Origin of the sequence: Rhodophyticola sp., assembly GCF_965284195.1 — a bacterium.
Lineage (GTDB): Bacteria > Pseudomonadota > Alphaproteobacteria > Rhodobacterales > Rhodobacteraceae > Rhodophyticola.
In genome coordinates this window covers 3640853-3659930 of sequence record NZ_CBDIRM010000001.1, presented here as the reverse complement: position 1 = coordinate 3659930, position 19078 = coordinate 3640853, and the positions used below count along the sequence as shown (strand labels likewise).

Annotated in this window: 17 protein-coding genes; 5 read left to right on the top strand and 12 right to left on the bottom strand. The window is 64.6% G+C overall.

From position 1 onward, the window contains the following. Position 1: 1 nt before the first annotated feature. Positions 2 to 637, top strand: a complete 636-nt coding sequence (locus ACQ651_RS18315; RefSeq protein ID WP_227287129.1) for an NAD(P)H-dependent oxidoreductase — start codon at positions 2 to 4, stop codon at positions 635 to 637. Continuing rightward, on the top strand, positions 634 to 1563 hold the full coding sequence (locus ACQ651_RS18310) for an isopenicillin N synthase family dioxygenase (RefSeq protein WP_430450069.1): 930 nt from the start codon (positions 634 to 636) through the stop codon (positions 1561 to 1563). Before ACQ651_RS18315 ends, ACQ651_RS18310 begins: the two co-directional genes overlap by 4 nt. On the opposite strand, the gene ACQ651_RS18305 is transcribed toward ACQ651_RS18310, so the two are convergent. The 9 genes from ACQ651_RS18305 to ACQ651_RS18265 all read right to left on the bottom strand — a co-directional run bounded on the left by ACQ651_RS18305 (position 1560) and on the right by ACQ651_RS18265 (position 12016). After that, positions 1560 to 3455, bottom strand: a complete 1896-nt coding sequence (locus ACQ651_RS18305) for a beta-galactosidase (RefSeq protein ID WP_430450068.1) — start codon at positions 3453 to 3455, stop codon at positions 1560 to 1562. The two genes, ACQ651_RS18310 and ACQ651_RS18305, sit on opposite strands and share 4 nt — an antisense overlap. Beyond that, the gene (locus ACQ651_RS18300; RefSeq protein ID WP_430450067.1) at positions 3452 to 4303 is read right to left on the bottom strand and encodes an SMP-30/gluconolactonase/LRE family protein; all 852 of its coding nucleotides are present in this window, start codon (positions 4301 to 4303) and stop codon (positions 3452 to 3454) included. The genes ACQ651_RS18305 and ACQ651_RS18300 overlap by 4 nt, the downstream gene beginning before the upstream one ends. After that, complete coding sequence (locus ACQ651_RS18295) at positions 4300 to 4905, bottom strand: 2-dehydro-3-deoxy-6-phosphogalactonate aldolase (protein WP_430450066.1); 606 nt, start codon at positions 4903 to 4905, stop codon at positions 4300 to 4302. The genes ACQ651_RS18300 and ACQ651_RS18295 overlap by 4 nt, the downstream gene beginning before the upstream one ends. Continuing rightward, positions 4902 to 5819, bottom strand: a complete 918-nt coding sequence (locus ACQ651_RS18290) for a 2-dehydro-3-deoxygalactonokinase (protein WP_430450065.1) — start codon at positions 5817 to 5819, stop codon at positions 4902 to 4904. The genes ACQ651_RS18295 and ACQ651_RS18290 overlap by 4 nt, the downstream gene beginning before the upstream one ends. Further along, on the bottom strand, positions 5816 to 6580 hold the full coding sequence (locus tag ACQ651_RS18285; protein WP_430450353.1) for an SDR family NAD(P)-dependent oxidoreductase: 765 nt from the start codon (positions 6578 to 6580) through the stop codon (positions 5816 to 5818). Before ACQ651_RS18285 ends, ACQ651_RS18290 begins: the two co-directional genes overlap by 4 nt. 17 nt (positions 6581 to 6597) lie before the next feature. Continuing rightward, a complete protein-coding gene (locus tag ACQ651_RS18280; protein WP_430450064.1) occupies positions 6598 to 8772 on the bottom strand; it encodes an alpha-galactosidase in 2175 nt (724 codons plus the stop codon). Between the two features lie 16 nt (positions 8773 to 8788). Beyond that, positions 8789 to 9637: a carbohydrate ABC transporter permease gene (locus ACQ651_RS18275; protein WP_227287117.1), complete on the bottom strand. Its 849-nt coding sequence runs from the start codon at positions 9635 to 9637 to the stop codon at positions 8789 to 8791. Positions 9638 to 9640: 3 nt separating this feature from the next. Beyond that, complete coding sequence (locus ACQ651_RS18270) at positions 9641 to 10576, bottom strand: carbohydrate ABC transporter permease (protein ID WP_430450352.1); 936 nt, start codon at positions 10574 to 10576, stop codon at positions 9641 to 9643. 174 nt (positions 10577 to 10750) lie between these two features. Then, entirely contained in the window at positions 10751 to 12016 is a 1266-nt protein-coding gene (locus ACQ651_RS18265; RefSeq protein ID WP_227287115.1) for an ABC transporter substrate-binding protein, read from the bottom strand. 129 nt (positions 12017 to 12145) lie between these two features. Here ACQ651_RS18265 and ACQ651_RS18260 point away from each other — a divergent pair, with 129 nt between their 5' ends. The 3 genes from ACQ651_RS18260 (at position 12146) to ACQ651_RS18250 (ending at position 15212) form a co-directional block, all read left to right on the top strand. After that, positions 12146 to 12988, top strand: a complete 843-nt coding sequence (locus ACQ651_RS18260) for an IclR family transcriptional regulator (protein WP_430450063.1) — start codon at positions 12146 to 12148, stop codon at positions 12986 to 12988. A 3-nt stretch (positions 12989 to 12991) separates the two neighbouring features. Next, positions 12992 to 14047 carry an ABC transporter ATP-binding protein gene (locus ACQ651_RS18255; protein WP_430450062.1) on the top strand — a complete coding sequence of 352 codons (1056 nt, stop codon included), beginning with the start codon at positions 12992 to 12994 and terminating at the stop codon, positions 14045 to 14047. A gap of 175 nt (positions 14048 to 14222) precedes the next feature. Continuing rightward, the gene (locus ACQ651_RS18250) at positions 14223 to 15212 is read left to right on the top strand and encodes a serine hydrolase domain-containing protein (RefSeq protein WP_227287109.1); all 990 of its coding nucleotides are present in this window, start codon (positions 14223 to 14225) and stop codon (positions 15210 to 15212) included. A 7-nt stretch (positions 15213 to 15219) separates the two neighbouring features. Here ACQ651_RS18250 and cueR read toward each other — a convergent pair whose 3' ends face one another. The 3 genes from cueR to hemC all read right to left on the bottom strand — a co-directional run bounded on the left by cueR (position 15220) and on the right by hemC (position 19060). Beyond that, positions 15220 to 15621: a Cu(I)-responsive transcriptional regulator gene (cueR, locus tag ACQ651_RS18245; RefSeq protein ID WP_227287107.1), complete on the bottom strand. Its 402-nt coding sequence runs from the start codon at positions 15619 to 15621 to the stop codon at positions 15220 to 15222. Then, positions 15618 to 18041, bottom strand: a complete 2424-nt coding sequence (locus tag ACQ651_RS18240) for a heavy metal translocating P-type ATPase (protein WP_430450061.1) — start codon at positions 18039 to 18041, stop codon at positions 15618 to 15620. The genes cueR and ACQ651_RS18240 overlap by 4 nt, the downstream gene beginning before the upstream one ends. Positions 18042 to 18109: 68 nt before the next feature. After that, positions 18110 to 19060: a hydroxymethylbilane synthase gene (gene hemC, locus ACQ651_RS18235; RefSeq protein ID WP_227287103.1), complete on the bottom strand. Its 951-nt coding sequence runs from the start codon at positions 19058 to 19060 to the stop codon at positions 18110 to 18112. Between the last annotated feature and the right edge of the window lie 18 nt (positions 19061 to 19078).

Sequence of the window (19078 nt, the reverse complement as noted above, 5' to 3'; positions counted from 1 at the left end):
AATGCGCGCGCTGGTGATCTATTCGCACCCGAGGACGGGCAGTTTCACATCCGCCGTGCGGGATGTCGTGCTGGACAAGCTCCGGGCCGCAGGCGCCGATATCCGTGTGACGGATCTTTATGCAGACGGGTTCGACCCGGTGTTGAGTGGTCGGGAACTGGAGAATTACGAGGATGAAGGCCTGAACCGGGACCCTGTTCAGGGCGATATCGACGATCTCATGTGGTGTGACACGCTGATTTTCATCTACCCGACCTGGTGGTATGGCCTGCCGGCGATCCTGAAAGGCTGGCTGGATCGGGTGATGGTGCCGGGCGTCGCCTTCAGGATGCCCGACGAAACCAACGCGGATATCCGCCCCGGCCTTACCCATATTACGCGCATGGGCGTCTTCACGACCTGCGGGGCCAGTTGGTGGCTGACACGTTTCGTCGGCGCGCCGGGCAGGCGGACCCTGCTGCGCGGCGTGCGGCTGATGTGCGCCAGAAGATGCAAAACCTCCTTTGCCGCGCATTACCTGATGGACAGTTCGACCGAGACCAGCCGGGCCGCGCATCTGGCCAGGGTCGCCGTCAAGATGGACCGGCTCATCGGCAAGGCGGCCCCGGTCAATCGCAAGACGGAGATCCCGGCATGATCCCTGTTCTGGACTGGCAGCGCTTTGCCTCGGGCGAGGATCGCGACGGGTTCGTCGCCGATCTGGGCGCGGCAGCGCGGGGGCCGGGATTTTTCCTGCTGACGGGGCACGGGGTTGACCCGTCCCTGTCGGCGCGCATCTTCGAGATGGCCGATCTGTTCTTCGCGCTGCCGCAATCGGAGAAAGAGGCGATTTCGATCCTGAAGACGCCTCATTACCGGGGCTGGGCCCGCGACGGGCTGGAATCTCTGGATGAAGGCAGCGGACAGGCGGACCGCAAGGAAAGCTTCAACATGGGCCTTGATCTGGCCGCCGACGATCCGCGCGTGCTGGCGGGGGACCCTTTTCGCGGCGTGAACCAATGGCCGAACCTGCCCGGATTTCGCGAAACGATGCTGGCCTATTACGATGCGGCCATGGCGCTTGGCGTGGATATCCACCGCGCCATCGCCCTCGATCTGGGCCTTGAGGAGCATCATTTCGACAGCGCCTTTGTCGATCCGCTGGCCGCGTTGCGGGTGCTGCACTATCCCCCGGGCACCGGCGCCGCCGGAGAGATCGGCGCGGGCGCGCATACCGATTACGGTGCGATCACCCTTCTGATGACCGATGGGGAGGCGGGTCTGCAAGTGCGCCCGCGCGGCGGAGACTGGGTTGACGCCCCCCATATCGACGGGGCCTATGTGGTCAATATCGGCGACTGCCTGATGCGCTGGACCAACGATATCTACGTCTCCACCCCGCATCGGGTCTTGCCGCCGAAACGGGCCCGCCGATCCGTCGCGTTTTTCGTGGAGGCGAACCCGGATGTGGTGGTGACGGCCCTGCCCGGCACCGGTGCGCCGAAATATCCGCCCGTGCGCGCCGCCGACTACCTGATGTCCCGGCTTGACGCGACCTATAACGCCCCGGTCGCGCGAAGCTAGCGCCGCAGAAAACCGGCGGGCGGAATGCGTGTCCCCTCGAACTCGGCCGGATCGGGCCCGTGGTTGAAGATGAACCGTGTCGGGCCGGATTGGCGAATGCGGATATCTTCGGGCAGTTCCTGCACGGGCACCCCCGCCGCGCCTGCCAGACGGGTGAGAACCCGCGCCAGATAGGTGGGGTCGGGCCAGCCGCCCAGATAGTGCAGGGGCCCCGCGTGCACAAGAACCGGCAGGCTGTCCGCGTCACGGTCCAGCACCTGCGCCCCGCCTTCCAGATGTTCGCGCCAGAGCGTGATGGCGCCACCGCCCGCCACCGGCACGGGCATGTCCGGGCGCAGGGTTTCGACCCGCGCAACCACCACATCCAGCCCGGAGATCGCCGGCGGCAATGGAACCGGGATCGCGAACGTATCGGTCTTGGAGCCGAAACGCGGACCGAAAAGCGCCTGCGCACCCGACGCTGCAATCGCCGGGATCAGATCGGGCGGGGGCATGTCCAGCCCCGGCGCCAATATCAGATCATAGCCTGTGAAATCCCCGGTATCGGGCGGCAGGATTTCGATCGACAGCCCCAGTTTCCTCAGGCCCCGATAGACCTCGAACACCAGACGGAAGTAGTCGCAGCCCCTGCCCTGTGGCTGCACGTCCCAACTCCAAGCGGACTGATAATCGAAGATCAGAGCAACCGGGGCCTTCGCCGTTTCCACATCTGGTGCCGCGGCCAACTCTGCCGCCACCGCAGCCGCCTCCGCATGACCGACGGCTTCGGCATGGTCGGGCCTGAGCAGACCGGCATGCATCTGCTCCTGCGCGAAGGGCGCCTGACGCCAGCGAAAGTAGCAGACCGCCTCGGCGCCATGGGCAAAGGCCTCCCATGTCCAGAACCGCACCATGCCCGGCAGAGGCGCGGGGTTATGCGGTGCCCAGTTCACCGGACCGGGCTGCTGTTCCATCACCCACCACCGGCCATGGCCGACGCTGCGGTAAAGATCGTGGTGAAAGGCCTGAAAGTCCGGGTCGCCCTGCCGCGCATAGCGGCGCTTGTGGGCATCCGCCTCCTCAAGACGGTCCTCCAGAAACCCCAGCGGGTAACTGTCCCAGGTGGCGATGTCCAACTGCCGCCCGGTCGCGAAATGATCGAATTCGGTGATCCGGCCCATGTAATTGTGGCTGATCGGCGCGTCGGACCGCGCCCGGATCGTCTCGACCTGGGCGGTGTTGAACCGCGCAACCTGCTCCGAACTGAAGCGGCGGAAATCCATCGCATGGGCCGGGTTGGGTTCGGTCACCGTCAGATTGGGCAGTTCGATTTCATCAAAATCACGATACTCCATCGACCAGAAGACATTGCCCCAAGCCCGGTTCAAAGCCTCCGGTGACTGATACCGCTGCGCCAGCCAATCGCGGAACGCGCGGCGCGCGGCTTTGGAATAGGACAGGACCGTATCGTGGCAGCCGTATTCATTGTCGGTCTGCCATGCGCCGAGCGCGGGGTGCCGCCCATAGCGCTCGGCAAGCAGGGCGGTGATCCGCACAGCCTCCGCCCGGTACCCGTCATGAGAAAAACAGTAATGCCGACGGGACCCGAAGCCCCGCGCCCGGCCTTTTGCATCCACTGCCAGCATGTCCGGGTGCCGCTCCAGCATCCAGCGTGGCGGCGTGGCGGTCGGCGTGCCAAGCACGATCTTCAGGCCTGCCTGCGCCAGTGTGTCGAAGGCCCGATCCATCCAGTCAAACTGCAGATCGCCGGGGGCGGGCTCCAGCCGGGACCACGCGAACTCCCCGATCCGCACCCAGGTCAGACCCATATCGGCCATGCGCGCGGCATCTTCGGCCCAGATATCCTCGGGCCAGTGTTCGGGATAGTAACAGGTTCCAAGCGTGCGCTTCATAAAATGACCTGATGCTCCTGCTGCCCGGTCATGCCGGTCTCGATCCTGAAGGTCATGCCCGCCTGCGGCTGCGCATCGATGCGATCCTCCGGCAGGCCTTGTCGCGCCGTCGTGACATAGAGAATGCCATCTGCCAGGGCAGGGCAGGATGCCTGCTCCACCGGGACGGAGAATTCTTCTACAAGATTACCACCGCGATCATATCGCCCCACACGCCAGCCACCCCATTCGGCGCAGACGAAGCACCCGTCGGCATCGATCACGGCGCCATCGGGATTGATCCCTGCGGCGCGGTGATCAAGGTAGATCTCCGGCTCGCCCCTTGGCCAGCCATCTTCATCCAGCGCAACCCGCCAGACCAGCCGCTTATCGGTGTCGGCGAAACAGGCTTGCCTCCCGTCGGGCGTGAAACAGATCGCGTTGGGGATAGTGATACCGTCGTAAAGCGGCCTGATCTCGCCCCGATAATAGCGATAGATCGTGCCCGCCCCGGCATCGGCCATCCTGCCCATGGTCCCGATCCAGAATCCGCCATTGGGGTCGGCGCGCCCGTCATTGGAGCGTGTGACGGGATTGTCGGCCTCCAGCGGCACGATCACGTCCGATGCGCCTGTCAGGATATCGAAACTGATCAGGTCACGTTCCGTCGCGAGCAGCAGCGTGCTATCATCCACCCACCCCGCCGCGGATACATGGCGATCGAACGCCCATTCCTGCCGGTCGCCGCCCGCCCGTGAAAACAGCCGCTTGCCCATGATATCGAACCAGAACAGGCGCTCCAGCCGGGGGTGCCACAGCGGCCCCTCGCCCAGAATATTCCGGCGGTCGTCGAAAACTTCGGCTGTCATCCCGATGCCTCGTCGAAGGCCGCGACGATCTCCGCGGCGCGTGCGGCAACGTCGGCCACCTGCATCCCCGGCGTGTAGATGCCCGTGCCAAGCCCGAAACCGTCGGCGCTGGCGGCGACCCAGTCCGCGAAATTCGCCGGCCCGACACCGCCCACCATGTAAACCTGCACACCCCGTGGCAGCACCGCACGCAGGGCCTTCAGCCCGTCAAACCCCATCAGATGGCTGGGAAAGACCTTCAATCCATCGGCGCCCGCTTTCAGCGCGGCAAAGCATTCCGTCGGGGTCAGCACCCCGGGAAAGCTTTGCATACCCGCCGCCTTGGTGGCCGCCACCACCTCGGCATCGAAATTGGGAGAGACGATCAGCCGTCCGCCCGCACCGGCCACATGCGCCACGTCCTGCCGGGTCAGCACGGTTCCCGCACCGATCAGCGCGTCCCGGCCAAAGCTCTGCACCATCACGGCGATGCTGTCCAAAGGGTCGGGCGAGTTCAGCGGCACCTCGATCCGGTCGATACCCGCCGCGATCAGCACGTCAGCGACCGGCGCGGCTTCGGAAGTCGTTATTCCCCGCAGGATCGCAATGAGGGGTCGGCTCATGATGTCGTCTCCGCAATCGTCCGATAGGCGCGCGCCAATCCGGTTCGTGTCAGCGGACCGGCATCCAGCATCCGCGCCGCGGCACCTTGCGACGCAAGCGCCTCGACATAGAGCGCGGCAAGCGCGGGCGCGCCCGCAACCACCACCTGCTGGCCCAGCCAATAGGGGCGCGCGGCGGCCAGTTCCGCGCCGATCAGCCCCCCCGAAAGCTGCCCCCGGGCCGCCTCGGGCGTCAGGCCCTGCAAAACGCCTTCGGCGCGGATGGCGAACAGGCGCTGCGCCATCCTCTCGGGCCGCGACAGCGCGTCGGACACCGCAGACATGAAGCGCGCGCCATCCATGTTCTCCCGTGAAACCCCGTGCCGCAACACGCTCTGCTCGGACAGGAGCCGAAACAGCTCGCCCGTCATGAAGGTCTGGAAGCTGACCACTTCGCCGGCGCTGATATGAACCCATTTGGCATGCGTGCCGGGCAGGCACAGCACACCGTCAAACGTCGGTTCGTCTACAAGAAATCCGGCAATCTGGGTTTCCTCGCCACGCATCACGTCGGCGGGTGTCATCTGGCTCATGCCCGGCATGATGAACAGCCGAATCCGCGCATCCCGTGTCGGCACGGCAACCGGTTTGAGCGCCCCGGGCACGCAGGGCACCGGCTGATAGGGCACCTCCGCCCACCCCTGCCGGGAGCCGACCATACCGCAGGCCAGAACCGGGACCTGCCCGGTTCCCAGCCATGGCTCTATCAGATGCAGCAGGGCCGGTTCGAACGCATCGCGGGCAAGCCCGTTCATGCCGTCTTCGGAACTGGCCCAGGCGCGTGCCACACCCTCCCGCGACATCGCCCAGACCCGCAGCCGCGAGGTGCCCCAGTCCACGGCGATCCAGTCGGCATATGCAGCCGCGCCGCTCATCCCGGAAACACCACGCCGCCGTCGATCACCAGGGACTGGCCGGTCATCATCCGGCTGGCATCGGAAGCCAGGAACAGTGTTCCGCCCACAATATCGGCCGGCGCCAGATGCGCCTTGAGGCATTGCTTTTCCATATGAGCGGCAAGATCCTCGGGGCTGGCCCACATCTCAAGCTGCTTGTCGGTCAGAACCCAGCCAGGCAGCAGGGCGTTGGCGCGGATACCGTCCGGGCCGAACTCCCGCGCGAGGCTCCGGGTCATCGCGGTGATGCCGCCATTGGCGGTCGTATAGGCCGGATAGCCCGCATTCCCCATCATGTAGGATACCGAGGAAAAGTTCACGATCGCACCACCCCCGGCCTTGCGCATACCGTCGATCACGGCCTGACAGGCAAAGAAATAGGCCTTGAGATTGATCGCCTGCGACCAGTCCCAGAACTCTTCGGTCACGTCTTCGGTCGCGTGGCGCCTGTCATTAGCCGCGTTGTTGACCAGAATGGTGGCGGGTCCATTCACCTCCGCGGCTTCGGCGATGCAGGCTCTCAGCCGAGGAATATCGGTGATGTCGCATGGCATGAAATGCGGGCGCGCACCTGTGTCGATCTCCATCTGCGCCACAAACTCCGATGCGTCGGAGCGCTGCACGAACGCCACCTGCGCGCCTTGCCGCAGGAACCCTTCGGTCAGGGCCGCGCCAATGCCCGACCCGCCGCCGGTGATGAACACCGAGGCCCCTTTGAGGTCGGGGAAAATAGCCGTCATCTCCGTCGGGTCCGATGTCACAACCGTTCTCCTTCGATTACCCACATGGTTTCCGGAAAGGCCCAAGGCAGAACCAGACCATGATGCATCAGCCAGGCGCCGGAAACCTCGATCGGCCCGGTCTTCAGGATCGGCTCGCCCCGGCTCAACGCCGGAATGTCCGCCCGGTTCAGAAACCCGATCCGGTAGCGCGCGAGCGGGTCCAGCGCCGTCAGCCGCAGGGGTCGCGGCGAGATCTGGGCTGAGGTCGCGGCCTTGCCCGCAAAGACCACGAACCGGTCACCTTCGCGGGTCATCTGCTGCTCTGCAAGAACGGCGGGGTCGGCGCTGTCCAGCCGGAGGATATCCGCGCCCGCCATCCAGTCGCGATTGGCTTTCCACCAGGCGGTGACTTGCCTGAGAACGGCGGCTTCGCGGGTATCCAGCTCACGCGGATCCATCTCGAAGCCCATATGCCGCTGTGCCGCGATCCAGGCCCGGAAGGCGATATCCAGAACCCGCCCCGAGGTGTGGCAGCGCCGCGGCCCCACATGGGAGCCGGTGACGACCATCGGCAGAAACAGCGCCGCGTCGTGCTGGATCCGAAGACGCTCCAGCGCATCGTTGCTGTCGCTCAGCCAAACCCGCTGCGTCCGCTTCATGATCCCGAAATCTATCCGCCCCCCGCCGGAGGCGCAGCTTTCTATCTCGACCTTCGGGAACTCCGCGCGCAGCCGGTCGATCAAGGCATAGGATCCACGGGTCTGGTCCGCGTCGGGCATCGGCAGAACCCTGTTATGATCCCATTTGACATAGTCGATCTCGTGCGCCGAGAGGATGGCGGCCATCCGATCATAGATGAAATCGCGCACCTCCGGCAGCGCCATGTTCAGCGCTTTCTGCTGGCGCCCGAGCGTCTGGTCCTCGCCGCCAAGGGCCCAGTCGGGATGGGCCCGGTGAATATCGCTGTCTGGGTTGATCATCTCGGGTTCGAACCAGATCCCGAAGCTCATTCCAAGCCCGTGGACATGGCGGATCAGCGGATCGAGCCCTTCGGGATACTTGCGCGCATCGACCTCCCAGTCGCTCAGGGAGCGGGTATCGTCATCGCGCTGGCCGAACCATCCGTCATCAAGCACGAACCGCTCCGCCCCCAGATCGGCCGCGCGGCCCGCGATGTCCTTCAGAACCGGAAGCGAATGGTCGAAATAGACGGCCTCCCAGCAATTGTAATGCACCGGCCGCGGAACGGCCGGCTTTGGCCAGTTCACGATCCTGTCCCGCAGGTGGCGTTGAAACGCGACCGCACAACCGTTCAGCCCGCTTGCGGAATAGGTGATGTAGAGCGGGGCGCTTTCGAAGCGTTTCGCGGGCCTTGTTTCCATCCGCGCGGCATGCCCGAACTGCACCTGACGCCGCCCATCGGGCAACTCCTCGGCGATCATCTTGTGCCCGCCGGACCAGCCATAGTGGAAGCCATAGGCCTCGCCCGCGGTGTTGCTGCACCCGATGCAGGGAACCAGAAGGCCCGGAAAATGTTCATGCCCGGTCCGCCCGGTGCGGTTTTCGCGATACCGCATCCCGGCGGACCAGGGCGTGCGGTTCAACTGAAACTCGCCGCACCAGCGCCCCGAGACATCGATCATCTCGACGCTTTGCTGCGGCGCGGGCAGAACCGGCGCCGCCAGCCAGTGCAGATGTACCGGGTCCGACGCATCCAGCCGCGACCGCGCGGTGATGACCCGCGTGCTGGTATCGGTCAGGAAAAAGAAGGTCAGCGTCAGGCCGTTCTCCGCATCCGCGAAGATCAGCCGCAGGCTTTGGCCATCGCCTTCTTCGGCGACGAAGCAGAATTTCGGCAAAAGCGGCGTGCCGTCGCCTGCACGCAGGATCAGCCCGGGCTGGCCCGGAAAGGTTCGCACGGCCTCGGGGCAGATCGACAGGTCGGGGTTTTCGTCCAGCATGCCGCCGGTCACGTCGATGGCATGGGCCGCGTGCAGCGTGGCCAGATCCTCGTCATCGGGCAGCGGCGCACCCCAATAGACGACTTGCGGCAGGCGGTCGCCATGGGCGGCCAGCACAAGCGTCTGCCGCCCGCCATCGTCCAGCCGCCATGTCCGCGCATCGCGGCGGACAGGCCGGACCGCACGGTCGTCAACCGGCGCATGCGCCGGGGCCGAAGGGATATCCGCGCTGTCGGGAAAACTCGCCATCAAGGTACCCAGATCGTTATTTCACGGCCCCCAGCGTCAGGCCCGCTATGAAGTGTTTCTGCATGGCGAAAAACATTGCCACGGGCGGGATCGCCGCCACGATGCTGCCCGCGCTCATCAGGTGATACATCGCCCGGTACTGCGCGTTGAAGCTGGTGATCCCGGCGGTGACCGGCTGGCTTTCGGGGCTCTGGGTCAAGACCACCGCCCAGAAGTAATCGTTCCAGATGAAGGTGAAGATCAGTACCGCCAGCGCTGCGATCGCGGGCCGCATCAGCGGCAGGACCACATACCAGAAGATGCGCCATTCGCTGACCCCTTCGACCCGCGCCGCTTCGATCAGTTCGCGGGGCAACGCCCGGATGAAATTGCGCATGAACAAGGTACAGAAGCCGGTCTGAAAGGCGATGTGAAACAGAACCAGCCCGATGCGGGTGTCATAGAGCCCCATATCCAGCGTCAGATCGCGCACGGGCACCATCAGGATCTGGAACGGCACGAAGTTACCGGCCACGAACATGAAGAATATCAGGAGATTGCCCTTGAAGCGATAAACCCCCAGCGCGAACCCGGTCATGCAGGAAAGCGCCACCGCGCCCGCCACGGTCGGCACCGTGATCATCACCGAGTTCCACAGATATCGCGGCATGTCCGACCCGGTGAACACGAGGAAGTAATTGGCAAATCCCTCGAAGCTGCTCGGCAGGCCCCAATAGTTGCCGGTGGTGAAATCGGCGCCGGGTTTGATCGAAAACCACATCACCGCCAGAAGCGGCAGCAGCCACAGGACCATCGCGACAGGCAGCAACGTCTGATAGGTCAGCTGCCAGGTGCGGGAGGTCTTTGCGATAGGCGTCGGAAACATCGCTCAGACCCCCTTCTCGTCGCGGTACATCTTCCACAGGAAGCCCGCGATATAGATCAGCATGATCAGGAAGAGGATGACCGCGATGGCGCTTCCATAGCCCATCCGGAACCCGAACTCGCTGAGCGCGACATCCCACATGTAGAAGGCCAGAACGCTGGTGGAGTAGAAGCCGGGCCCGCCATCGGTCATGATCGAGATCAGATCGAAGGAACGCAGCGCCCCGATCACCGTGACGACGAAGGCGATGAAGGTCGCCGGCCGAAGCTGCGGCAGCACCACGTACCACAGCATCTTGGGACCCTTGGCGCCGTCCAGCCGTGCCGCCTCGATCTGTTCCGGATCCACCGCATTCAGGCCCGTGAGATAGAGGATCATGCAATAGGCCGTCTGCGGCCAGAGGCCGGCGGCGATGATGCCGTATGTGGCATAGCGCGTATCGCCCAGAATGTTCACCGGGCCCAGACCGACAAGGCCCAAAAGCTCGTTGATCATGCCGAAGGTCGGGTCGTAGAACCAGGTGAAGACAAGGCCCACAACCACCTGGCTGATCACGAACGGAAAGAAAAACAGGGATTTGTAAAGGCGGATGCCGGTGACGGTCTGGTTCAGGAAAAGCGCGATGAACAGACCGCCGGGGATCGCCAGAAGATAGAGGACCAGCCAGATCGCGTTGTTTCTGAGCGAGGTCCAGAAATCGGGATCGTCCCAGAGATCGCGGTAATTCTCCAGACCGACATAAACCGCCGTGCTGGTGCCATCGGGCCGGTCCAGCCCGTTCCAGTCGTAGAACGATATCTGGAAGCTCTGGATAATCGGGACAATGACATAGACCGAGAAAAACAGGAGGCCGGGCAGAAGGAACAGCCAGGGCGCGATGGCCTGCTGGCGGAACCGGCGCAGAGGCGCGGCAATCTCGGTTTCAGGCATGGCTGTCATGGTCATGGCGGGGCCCCTCCGGCGAGCGGTTCACGCAGGCAGCACGCACCGCGGACGATCCAGATACAGCCGATGCATATCGGCGTGGGTCTGGTGGGGCGGCCCGCCGATCCGGAAACCGGCGGGCCGCAGATCCGCGGGGATGGGCCAAGGGGCCCATCCCCGTTCGCATCCTCAATAGAAGCGCTGGCGCGCCTGTTCCAGACGGTCGAGAACCGAGTCGAGCGAGGAGGGATCGACCATGAAGGTCTGGAACCCCTGCATCGCCACCTGTGCCATCTCCGCCGGGGCGTCCCGGTCGAAGAACTGCGCGATACCGCCGGGGCTGTTCTGGCTCAGCATCTCGAACCCGGCACTCAGGAACTCGTCGTCATCGACGGAGGACTGGGAATTCACCGGCAACTGGCCCAGACCGTCGCCGCCGTTGATCAGCGTCTGGTTTTCCGCCGAGGTCACGAACAGCAGGAAGGCCCGCGCCGCCTCCACGTTATTGGCACCCGAGGGGATGTGGAACGTATCGGTGGGCGCATCTTCGGCCATCTCGATCGAGGGATCGATCTGCGGGAACTGGTAGAACCCGATCTGATCGTCGGTGAGCCCCGCCTCGCGCATCGGCGCCACGGCAAAGTTGCCCATCAGATAGGCCGCGGCTTCGCCATTGACCATGAAGGGCAGCGCCTCCTGCCAGCTGTAGGTCTGATGATTTTCCAGAAACGCGCCCATGTCGATCAGTTGCTGCCAGTTGGCGAATGTGGCCCGGACGCGATCGTCGGTCCATGGGATCTCGCCATTGGTCAGCGCCATGTGGAAGTCATAACCATTGGTGCGCATGTTCAGATAGTCGAACCAACCGCCGGCGGTCCACAGGAACTTGGTGCCGATAGTATAGCAGAACCGGCCGGAGTCGATGATCGCCTGGCAGTTCGCAATCTCCTCGTCCCAGGTCTCGGGCGCTTCAAGCCCAAGTTCCTCGAAGATGTCCTCGCGGTAGTAAACACCCCACTGGTAATAGGTGTAGGGCACGCCATAGATGCCGTCGCCGATCGTCATTGAGGCCTGCGTTGAGGCCAGCGTCTCGGTCAGCCCGCCTTCTTCCCAGAGATCGGAGATATCGGTGAACAGGCCCGCCTCCACATAAGGCAGCATCCGGTTGCCCGCATACCAGTTCGCCACATCCGGCGGGTTGGCTTGAAGGAAGTTGCGGATCTGCGTCTTGTAGGCTTCCCGGTCGATGATCGTCAGTTCGATGTTCAGATCGGGGTGCATTTCGCCAAACCGCTCGACCATGCCTTCCATCACCGCGCGGGGCGCGGGGTTGGACATGTCCGAGAAGATCACAAGATCGCCCGAAAGCGCCGCGTGGCTCTCGGCAAAAGCCGAGCCAGACAGGATGGTGGCCGCCGCCAGGGCAGCAGCGCCGGTGGTAAAGATGGACCGCATGGTTTCCTCCCGATTGGTTCCATTATGTGAAACTTAGTTTCTTATATTGAAATCATAATGCGACTCGGCTTAGGGTTGTCAACAGTTTCCTCCGCACCGCCAGAGTGCCGACCGAGAACGGAGGACGCGATGGGAGGAACAGTTTTGGGACATGCCGCGGACAATTCCGGCGACAAACCCGGTGACGGAACCGTGGGCAAGGCGCTTGGCGTTCTGGACGAAGTGGCCGGGTTCGGCCGCCCGGTCCGGTTCGGCGAATTGCTTTCGCAGAGCCCCTATCCCAAGGCCACGCTCTACCGGTTTCTCCAGACCCTCACCAATCAGGGCATGCTGGCCTACGAGCCCGAACGGCAGACCTATACGCTTGGCATCCGGCTGGTCCGGCTGGCTCATGCGGCATGGCAGACCTCGTCGCTTGCCCCCATCGCACGGCCCCATATCGACCTGTTGAGCGAGGCCGTGGGGGAAACCGTGCATCTGGCGCAGCTTGACGCGGCCCAGGTTCTTTATGTCGACAAGCGGAACGCGCGCGAACCGCTGCCGATGTATTCGCAGGCAGGCAAGATCGGCCCGGCCTATTGCACCGGAGTGGGCAAGGCGATGATCGCCTTTCTCCCCGAGGACGGCCTGTCGCCCATACTGGCGCAGCAGTCCTTTCACCGCTTCACGCCGAACACGCTTGCCTCCGAAGCCGCGCTTCGCACCGAACTGGCGCGCATCCGGTCGCGCGGCTACGCTTTTGACAGGGAAGAACACGAGCCGGGCATCATCTGCGTCGCGCTTCCGATTCTGACCGCGCGCGGCCGGGTTCTCGGCGCGCTGTCGGTCACATCCTCGACGGAACGCACCTCTCTGGATGCGCTGGAAGACCATGTTCCGCTTATCCGGCGAACCACGCAAGCCATCGCGGAGGAGGCGCAAAGCTGGCGCTTTCCCGATGCGGACACCACACCGAAAATCGGGAGGGGATAACCCATGTCAGGCGTCACACTCAGCAATGTGGTGAAGAAGTACGGTGATGTGAAGGTCATCCACGGGGTCGATCTGCAAATCGATCATGGCGATTTCTGCGTCTTTGTCGGGCCGTCGGGCTGCGGGAAATCCACGCTTCTGCGCATGGTGGCCGGGCTGGAGGAGACGACGGGCGGCCGGATCGAGATCGGCGACCGCGACGTCACACATATGGACCCCGCAGATCGCGGGGTGGCGATGGTGTTCCAGACCTACGCGCTTTATCCGCACATGACTGTGGCCGAGAACATGGGCTTTGGCCTCAAGATGAACGGCCATCCGAAGGAAGAGATCCGGAAGAAGGTGACGGAGGCCTCCCGCGTCCTGAAGCTCGACGACTACCTGGCCCGCAAACCCAAGGCCCTGTCGGGTGGCCAGCGGCAGCGTGTCGCCATCGGGCGGGCCATCGTGCGCGGGCCCGAGGTGTTCCTCTTCGACGAGCCGCTGTCCAATCTGGACGCCGAATTGCGGGTCGAGATGCGGGTGGAAATCGCGCGCCTGCATCAGGAGATCGGCGCCACGATGATCTATGTCACACATGATCAAGTGGAGGCGATGACGCTGGCCGACAAGATCGTGGTTCTGCGCGCCGGCATCATCGAACAGGCCGGGCGACCGCTGGATCTCTACAACGATCCGGACAATCAGTTCGTGGCAGGCTTCATCGGCTCGCCAGCGATGAATTTCTTCCCCGGTCAGGCCGCCGCGCGGCTGGTGACCGTACCGGGCCTCGGCGGCGCGGAAATGGCGCCGGGCCTTACCAGTATCGGCACCGGCGCGGTAACCGTGGGCCTGCGACCGCAGCATCTGAAGATCGTCGAGGGGGAAACCCATCGCGTCGATCTCAGCGAACAGCTTGGCGGTGTGGCCTATCATTATCTGACGGCGCAGGACGGCACGCGCATCATCGTCGAAGCCCATGACCAGACCGCGCCCGCGCCCGGTAGCACCGTGGGGCTCAGCTTCGATCCCGATGCGCCACTGTTCTTCGACGCGGACTCCGGCCTGCGCCTGCGATAATGCCCGCCACATTGGCAACATGCTCCGGCTCGGCCTGAAAACCCGGCATGTCACACAACTGACGGAGGTGTTACTCGCCTCCGGCCACAAGATATTGGACTTCGGCACAATTCGGGTTTAGCTGGATGCCGAAGAGGTCGAACAACCGACAGGCACCCCGTTCATGCGCCGCTTGATGTCTCGCCGCACCTTGCTTGGGGCTCTGCCCGCAACGCTGGCCGCACCTGCGCTTCTGGCGCAGACGCCGCCGCGCCCCGATGATCTGGCAACCCATGCCGACGGGCTCGATCAGCTTCGCACGCTGATCATCACGGTCGGCGGGCAGACCCGATTCGCAAACGCATTCGGCGGTCGCAGGCTTGACCAGACAGCCAATATCAAATCCGTCTCGAAAACCGTTCTCGCCACGCTGACCGGCATCGCCATCGACCGCGGCATTCTGGAAGGCCCTGATCAACCGGTTCTGCCCATTTTGGGACGCGCGCCCTTCGGGGACGCACGGGATGATCTGACCATCGGCGATCTTCTGTCGATGCGGGCCGGGCTAGAAAGCACGTCGGGCGAGAATTACGGCGCCTGGATCGCCAGCCGCGACTGGGTCGACTACGCGCTGACCCGCGATCTGGTCGGCAGGCCGGGCGGACGGTTCATCTATTCCACCGGCTCGTGGCACATCCTTGGCGCGGCGTTGTCGCAGGCCAGCGGGCTCAGCCTGCTGGAGATGGCCCGCGCATGGCTTGGCGCGCCGATGGGCATCGCTTTCGCGCCCTGGGTGCAGGACCGTCAGGGCCGCTATCTCGGCGGCAACGAGATGGCGATGACGCCAAGCGATCTGGCGCGGATCGGCGAGTTGGTTCTCAATGACGGTCGCGTCGGCGACGAGCAGGTGGTGAGCGCCGAATGGATCCACACCTCCTGGCAGCCACGGGGGCGCTCGCGCTGGTCGGGCGACGCCTATGGATATGGCTGGTTCCTCACCAGCTTTGCCGGTCAGCAGGCCTGTTACGGCCGGGGCTATGGCGGCCAGATGCTGGTGGTGGTGCCCGCGCTGGACATGTCGATCTCCATCACATCCGATCCGACCCTGCCCGCGCGATCCGGCGGATATTTCAGCGACCTGCGCGCGCTGGTGGATCACGCGGTCGCCGATTTCGCGACCGCATGACCGCCGGTCAGGGCGCGTCCTGCCCGACCTCGGACAGGTCTTTCAGGATCGGGCAATCCGGCCGGTGATCGCCGGCGCATTTCTCGACCAGATCGGCCAGCGTATCGCGCATCGCTGACAGTTCCTTCATCTTTTCCTCGATCTCGGCCAGATGCGTCTTGGCGATGCGCTTCACATCCGCCGATGCACGGCCCCGATCCTCGTAAAGCGCCAGCAGCGCCCGGCATTCCTCGATCGAAAAGCCCAGACCGCGCGCCCGGCCCAGAAAGGCCAGTTTGTGAACATGCGCATCGGTGAAACTACGGTAACCATTGGTGCCGCGCAGGGGGTGGACCAGTCCGATTTCCTCATAGTAGCGGATGGTTTTCGCCGGCAAACCGGTCCGCTCCGCCACATCGCCGATATTCATGCCGCCTCCATCCGTCTGAGCCGCAGCGCATTCATGACCACAAGAACCGAACTCGCGGCCATCGCACCGGCCGCCAGTATCGGCGACAGGAACGGCCCGCCGAACAGCGCCAGCAAACCGGCCGCCACCGGGATCAGCGCCACGTTGTAGCCGAAGGCCCATACAAGGTTCTGCACGATGTTCCGCATCGTCCGGCGGCTGACCTCGCTCGCCGTCGCCACGCCCGATGGCGCCCCGCTGATCAGGACCACATCCGCGGCTTCCATCGCCACATCGGTGCCGGATCCCAGAGCCACCCCCACATCCGCCGTCGCCAGCACGGGCGCGTCGTTGATGCCGTCGCCCACGAACGCGACCTTGAGGCCTTCGGCCTGCCACGTTTCGACCCGGGCGAGCTTTTCCTCCGGGCTGAGCCGGGCAAAGCTTTCGTCGATGCCAAGCCTCTGTGCTACATCATCGACAGGCCCCCGCGCATCGCCTGACAAAAGCGCCACGCGTTTGCCCTGCGCCTTCAGCGTTGCGATGGTCTGGGCCGCATCCTCCTTGACCGGGTCGGCCAGGGCAATCGCGCCCAGATAGTCGCCGTCACGGGCGACATGGATAAGCGTCTCGCTGCCGTGGCCGGACAGCTCTTCATCTATGCCCGCCTCCGCCATCATCGCTTCGGTCCCGATCCGGATCACCGCCGCGCCGTCCCGCGCAGTCACACCCACACCGGTGACGCTTTGGAAGCCGGACACCTCGGGCAGCGTCAGCTCCCGCGCCTTCGCCTCGGCCACCACCGCCTGGCCGAGGGGATGCTCCGAGTTCTGTTCAACCGCCGCCGCCAGCGCCAGCAGCACCTCTTCGGACCCGGCAACCGGGGCGATCCGCGTCACCGCAGGGGCACCCAGGGTCAGCGTTCCGGTCTTGTCGAACGCCACCAGATCCACGCGGCCCAGGCTTTGCAGGGCATCGCCCTTGCGGAACAGCACGCCCAGTTCTGCCGCCCGCCCGGTGCCCGCCATGATCGAGACGGGCGTGGCCAGCCCCATCGCGCAGGGGCACGCGATGATAAGCACGGAAACCCCGATCACCAGGGCCTTCACCGGATCGGGACCGAACAGGAACCATGCGCCGGCCGCCGTGATCGCAATGACCAGAACGATGGGCACGAACACGCCCGTGACCTTGTTGATCAGGCTCTGGATGGGAAGCCGCGTGGCCTGCGCATCCTCGACCATCCGCACGATCTGGGCCAGCACCGTATCGGCGCCCACATGGGTCGCGCGATAGACCAGCGATCCGGTCGTATTCAGTGTGCCGCCCGTCACCGTGTCGCCGACGGCCTTGGCCGATGGCACCGGCTCGCCCGTTATCATGGCCTCGTCGATATAGCTTTCCCCGTCGATCACGACCCCGTCCACGGCCACCCGCTCACCGGGGAAAAGGCGCAGCTCGTCGCCCGGAACAACACCGGCCACGGCGACGGGCTCGCCATTGGCGCGCGTCGCCGTCTCCGGTCGCAACCCCATCAATTGCCGGATCGCGCTCCCGGCCTGCCCGCGGGCGCGGATCTCCAGATACCGCCCGAGCAGGATCAGCGTCACGATCACCGCCGCCGCTTCGAAATAGACGAAGCGCGAGGTTTCGGGGACAAGCCCGGGCGCGAAGGTCACAACCGTGGAAAAGGCCCAGGCCGCGAAGGTTCCCAGAACCACGAGCGAGTTCATCTCGGGCGCGCCACGCATGAGCGCGGGCACCCCATGGCGAAAGAAGATACGCCCCGGCCCCGCCAGAATGAGCGTGGTCAGCACAAACTGAGTGAAATGCGACGGAAAGGTTCCGATATTGGCCATCACCCAGTGGTGAAACGGCGGGATCAGGTGGCTGCCCATTTCCAGAATGAAAACCGGCAGGGTCAGGACGCCGGCCAGCAGGAAGCTGCGCCAGAGCGCGGCGATCTCGCTGGCGGCGTCATCGTCCGGGTCGCCCGCCTCGGCAACCGGCATGACCGGGTAGCCGGCCGCGGCCATATGCGATTGCATCGCGTGCAGATCCAGCGGGCCGCCACTTTCGATTTCCGCGCTGTGGGTCGCGAGGTTCACATGCGCCTTCTCCACCCCGGGAATACGCAGCAGCGCGGTTTCAGCGCGGGCCACGCAGCTTCCGCAGGTGAGGTTTTCAACGCTCAGCCGCGTGATCTGCGCGGATGTCTCGGCATGCACGGGATACCCTGCATGGGTCATCGCCTGTTCCAGCGCGGGCATGTCCAACGGACCCTCGCTTGTGACATCCGCCCGTTTCGTGGCCAGGTTCACCGTCGCCGAAACGACGCCGGGTTGGGCGGCCAATGCGGCCTCGGCCCGCGCCACGCAACTGCCGCAGGTGAGGTTTTCAACCTTCAGTCGGGTTTCTGAAAAGCTTTGATCCTTGGGCATCGGGCAGGTCCTGCATTTGCGGTCCCGCCCCACATAAGGCTTCCAGCAACTGGAAGGTCAAGGGCTTTCTATCCGGTAATCCAGTCGAAAAACCCTTCTCCCGCCTCGGCCCGCAACGTGGCCGCCATCGCGGCGCCCAGTTCGGCCCCGTCTTCAACCGGTGCGCGCCTGTCGTCGTTCAGCGCTTCGGACCCGTCCGGCCGCAGGATCTCTCCGCGCAGGCGCAGCGTGCCGCCATCCAGCTCGGCCAGCCCCGCAATCGGCGTCTCGCAGGATCCGTCGAGCCCTGCGAGAAACGCCCGTTCGGCCGCAAGCCGCTGGCCGGTCGGCCCGTCATGGATGGCCTCCAGCAGCGTCGCCGCCCGGCTGTCCTCCGCCCGTCTTTCGATGCCTATGGCGCCCTGGGCCACGGCCGGCAGCACGTCCTCCACCTCGATCGCCGATTTCACCACATCTTCCATGCCCAGCCGGCGCAACCCCGCCATTGCAAGGAATGTGGCATCCGCCACCCCGTTGCCCAGCTTCATCATCCGGGTCTGCACATTGCCGCGAAACTCCACCACCTCCAGATCGGGCCGCCGCGCCATAAGCTGCGCCCGCCGGCGCAGGCTGGACGTGCCGACCTTGGCACCGGCTTCCAGATCGCCCATGGCGTCATGGGTCAGCGACACGAACGCATCGCGCACATCCTCGCGCGGCAGATAGGTATCCAGCAGCAGCCCCCGCGGCTGCTCCACCGGCATGTCTTTCATCGAGTGGACGGCAATGTCGATCTTGCCCGACAACATGTCCTCCTCGATTTCCTTGGTGAACAGGCCCTTGCCCCCGATCTCCTTCAAAGGCCGGTCCAGCACCTTGTCGCCGGTGGTCTTGATGATCACGATCTGAAACGCCTCGAACGGCAGATCGAAGGCTTTTGCCAGTCTGGCACGGGTCTCGTTGGCCTGCGCCAGCGCGAGCGGCGAGCCGCGGGTTCCGATCTTCAGCGGCGAGGCGGGGGAGGGCATTTCGGTCGTCATTTCATATTCCTATATGTG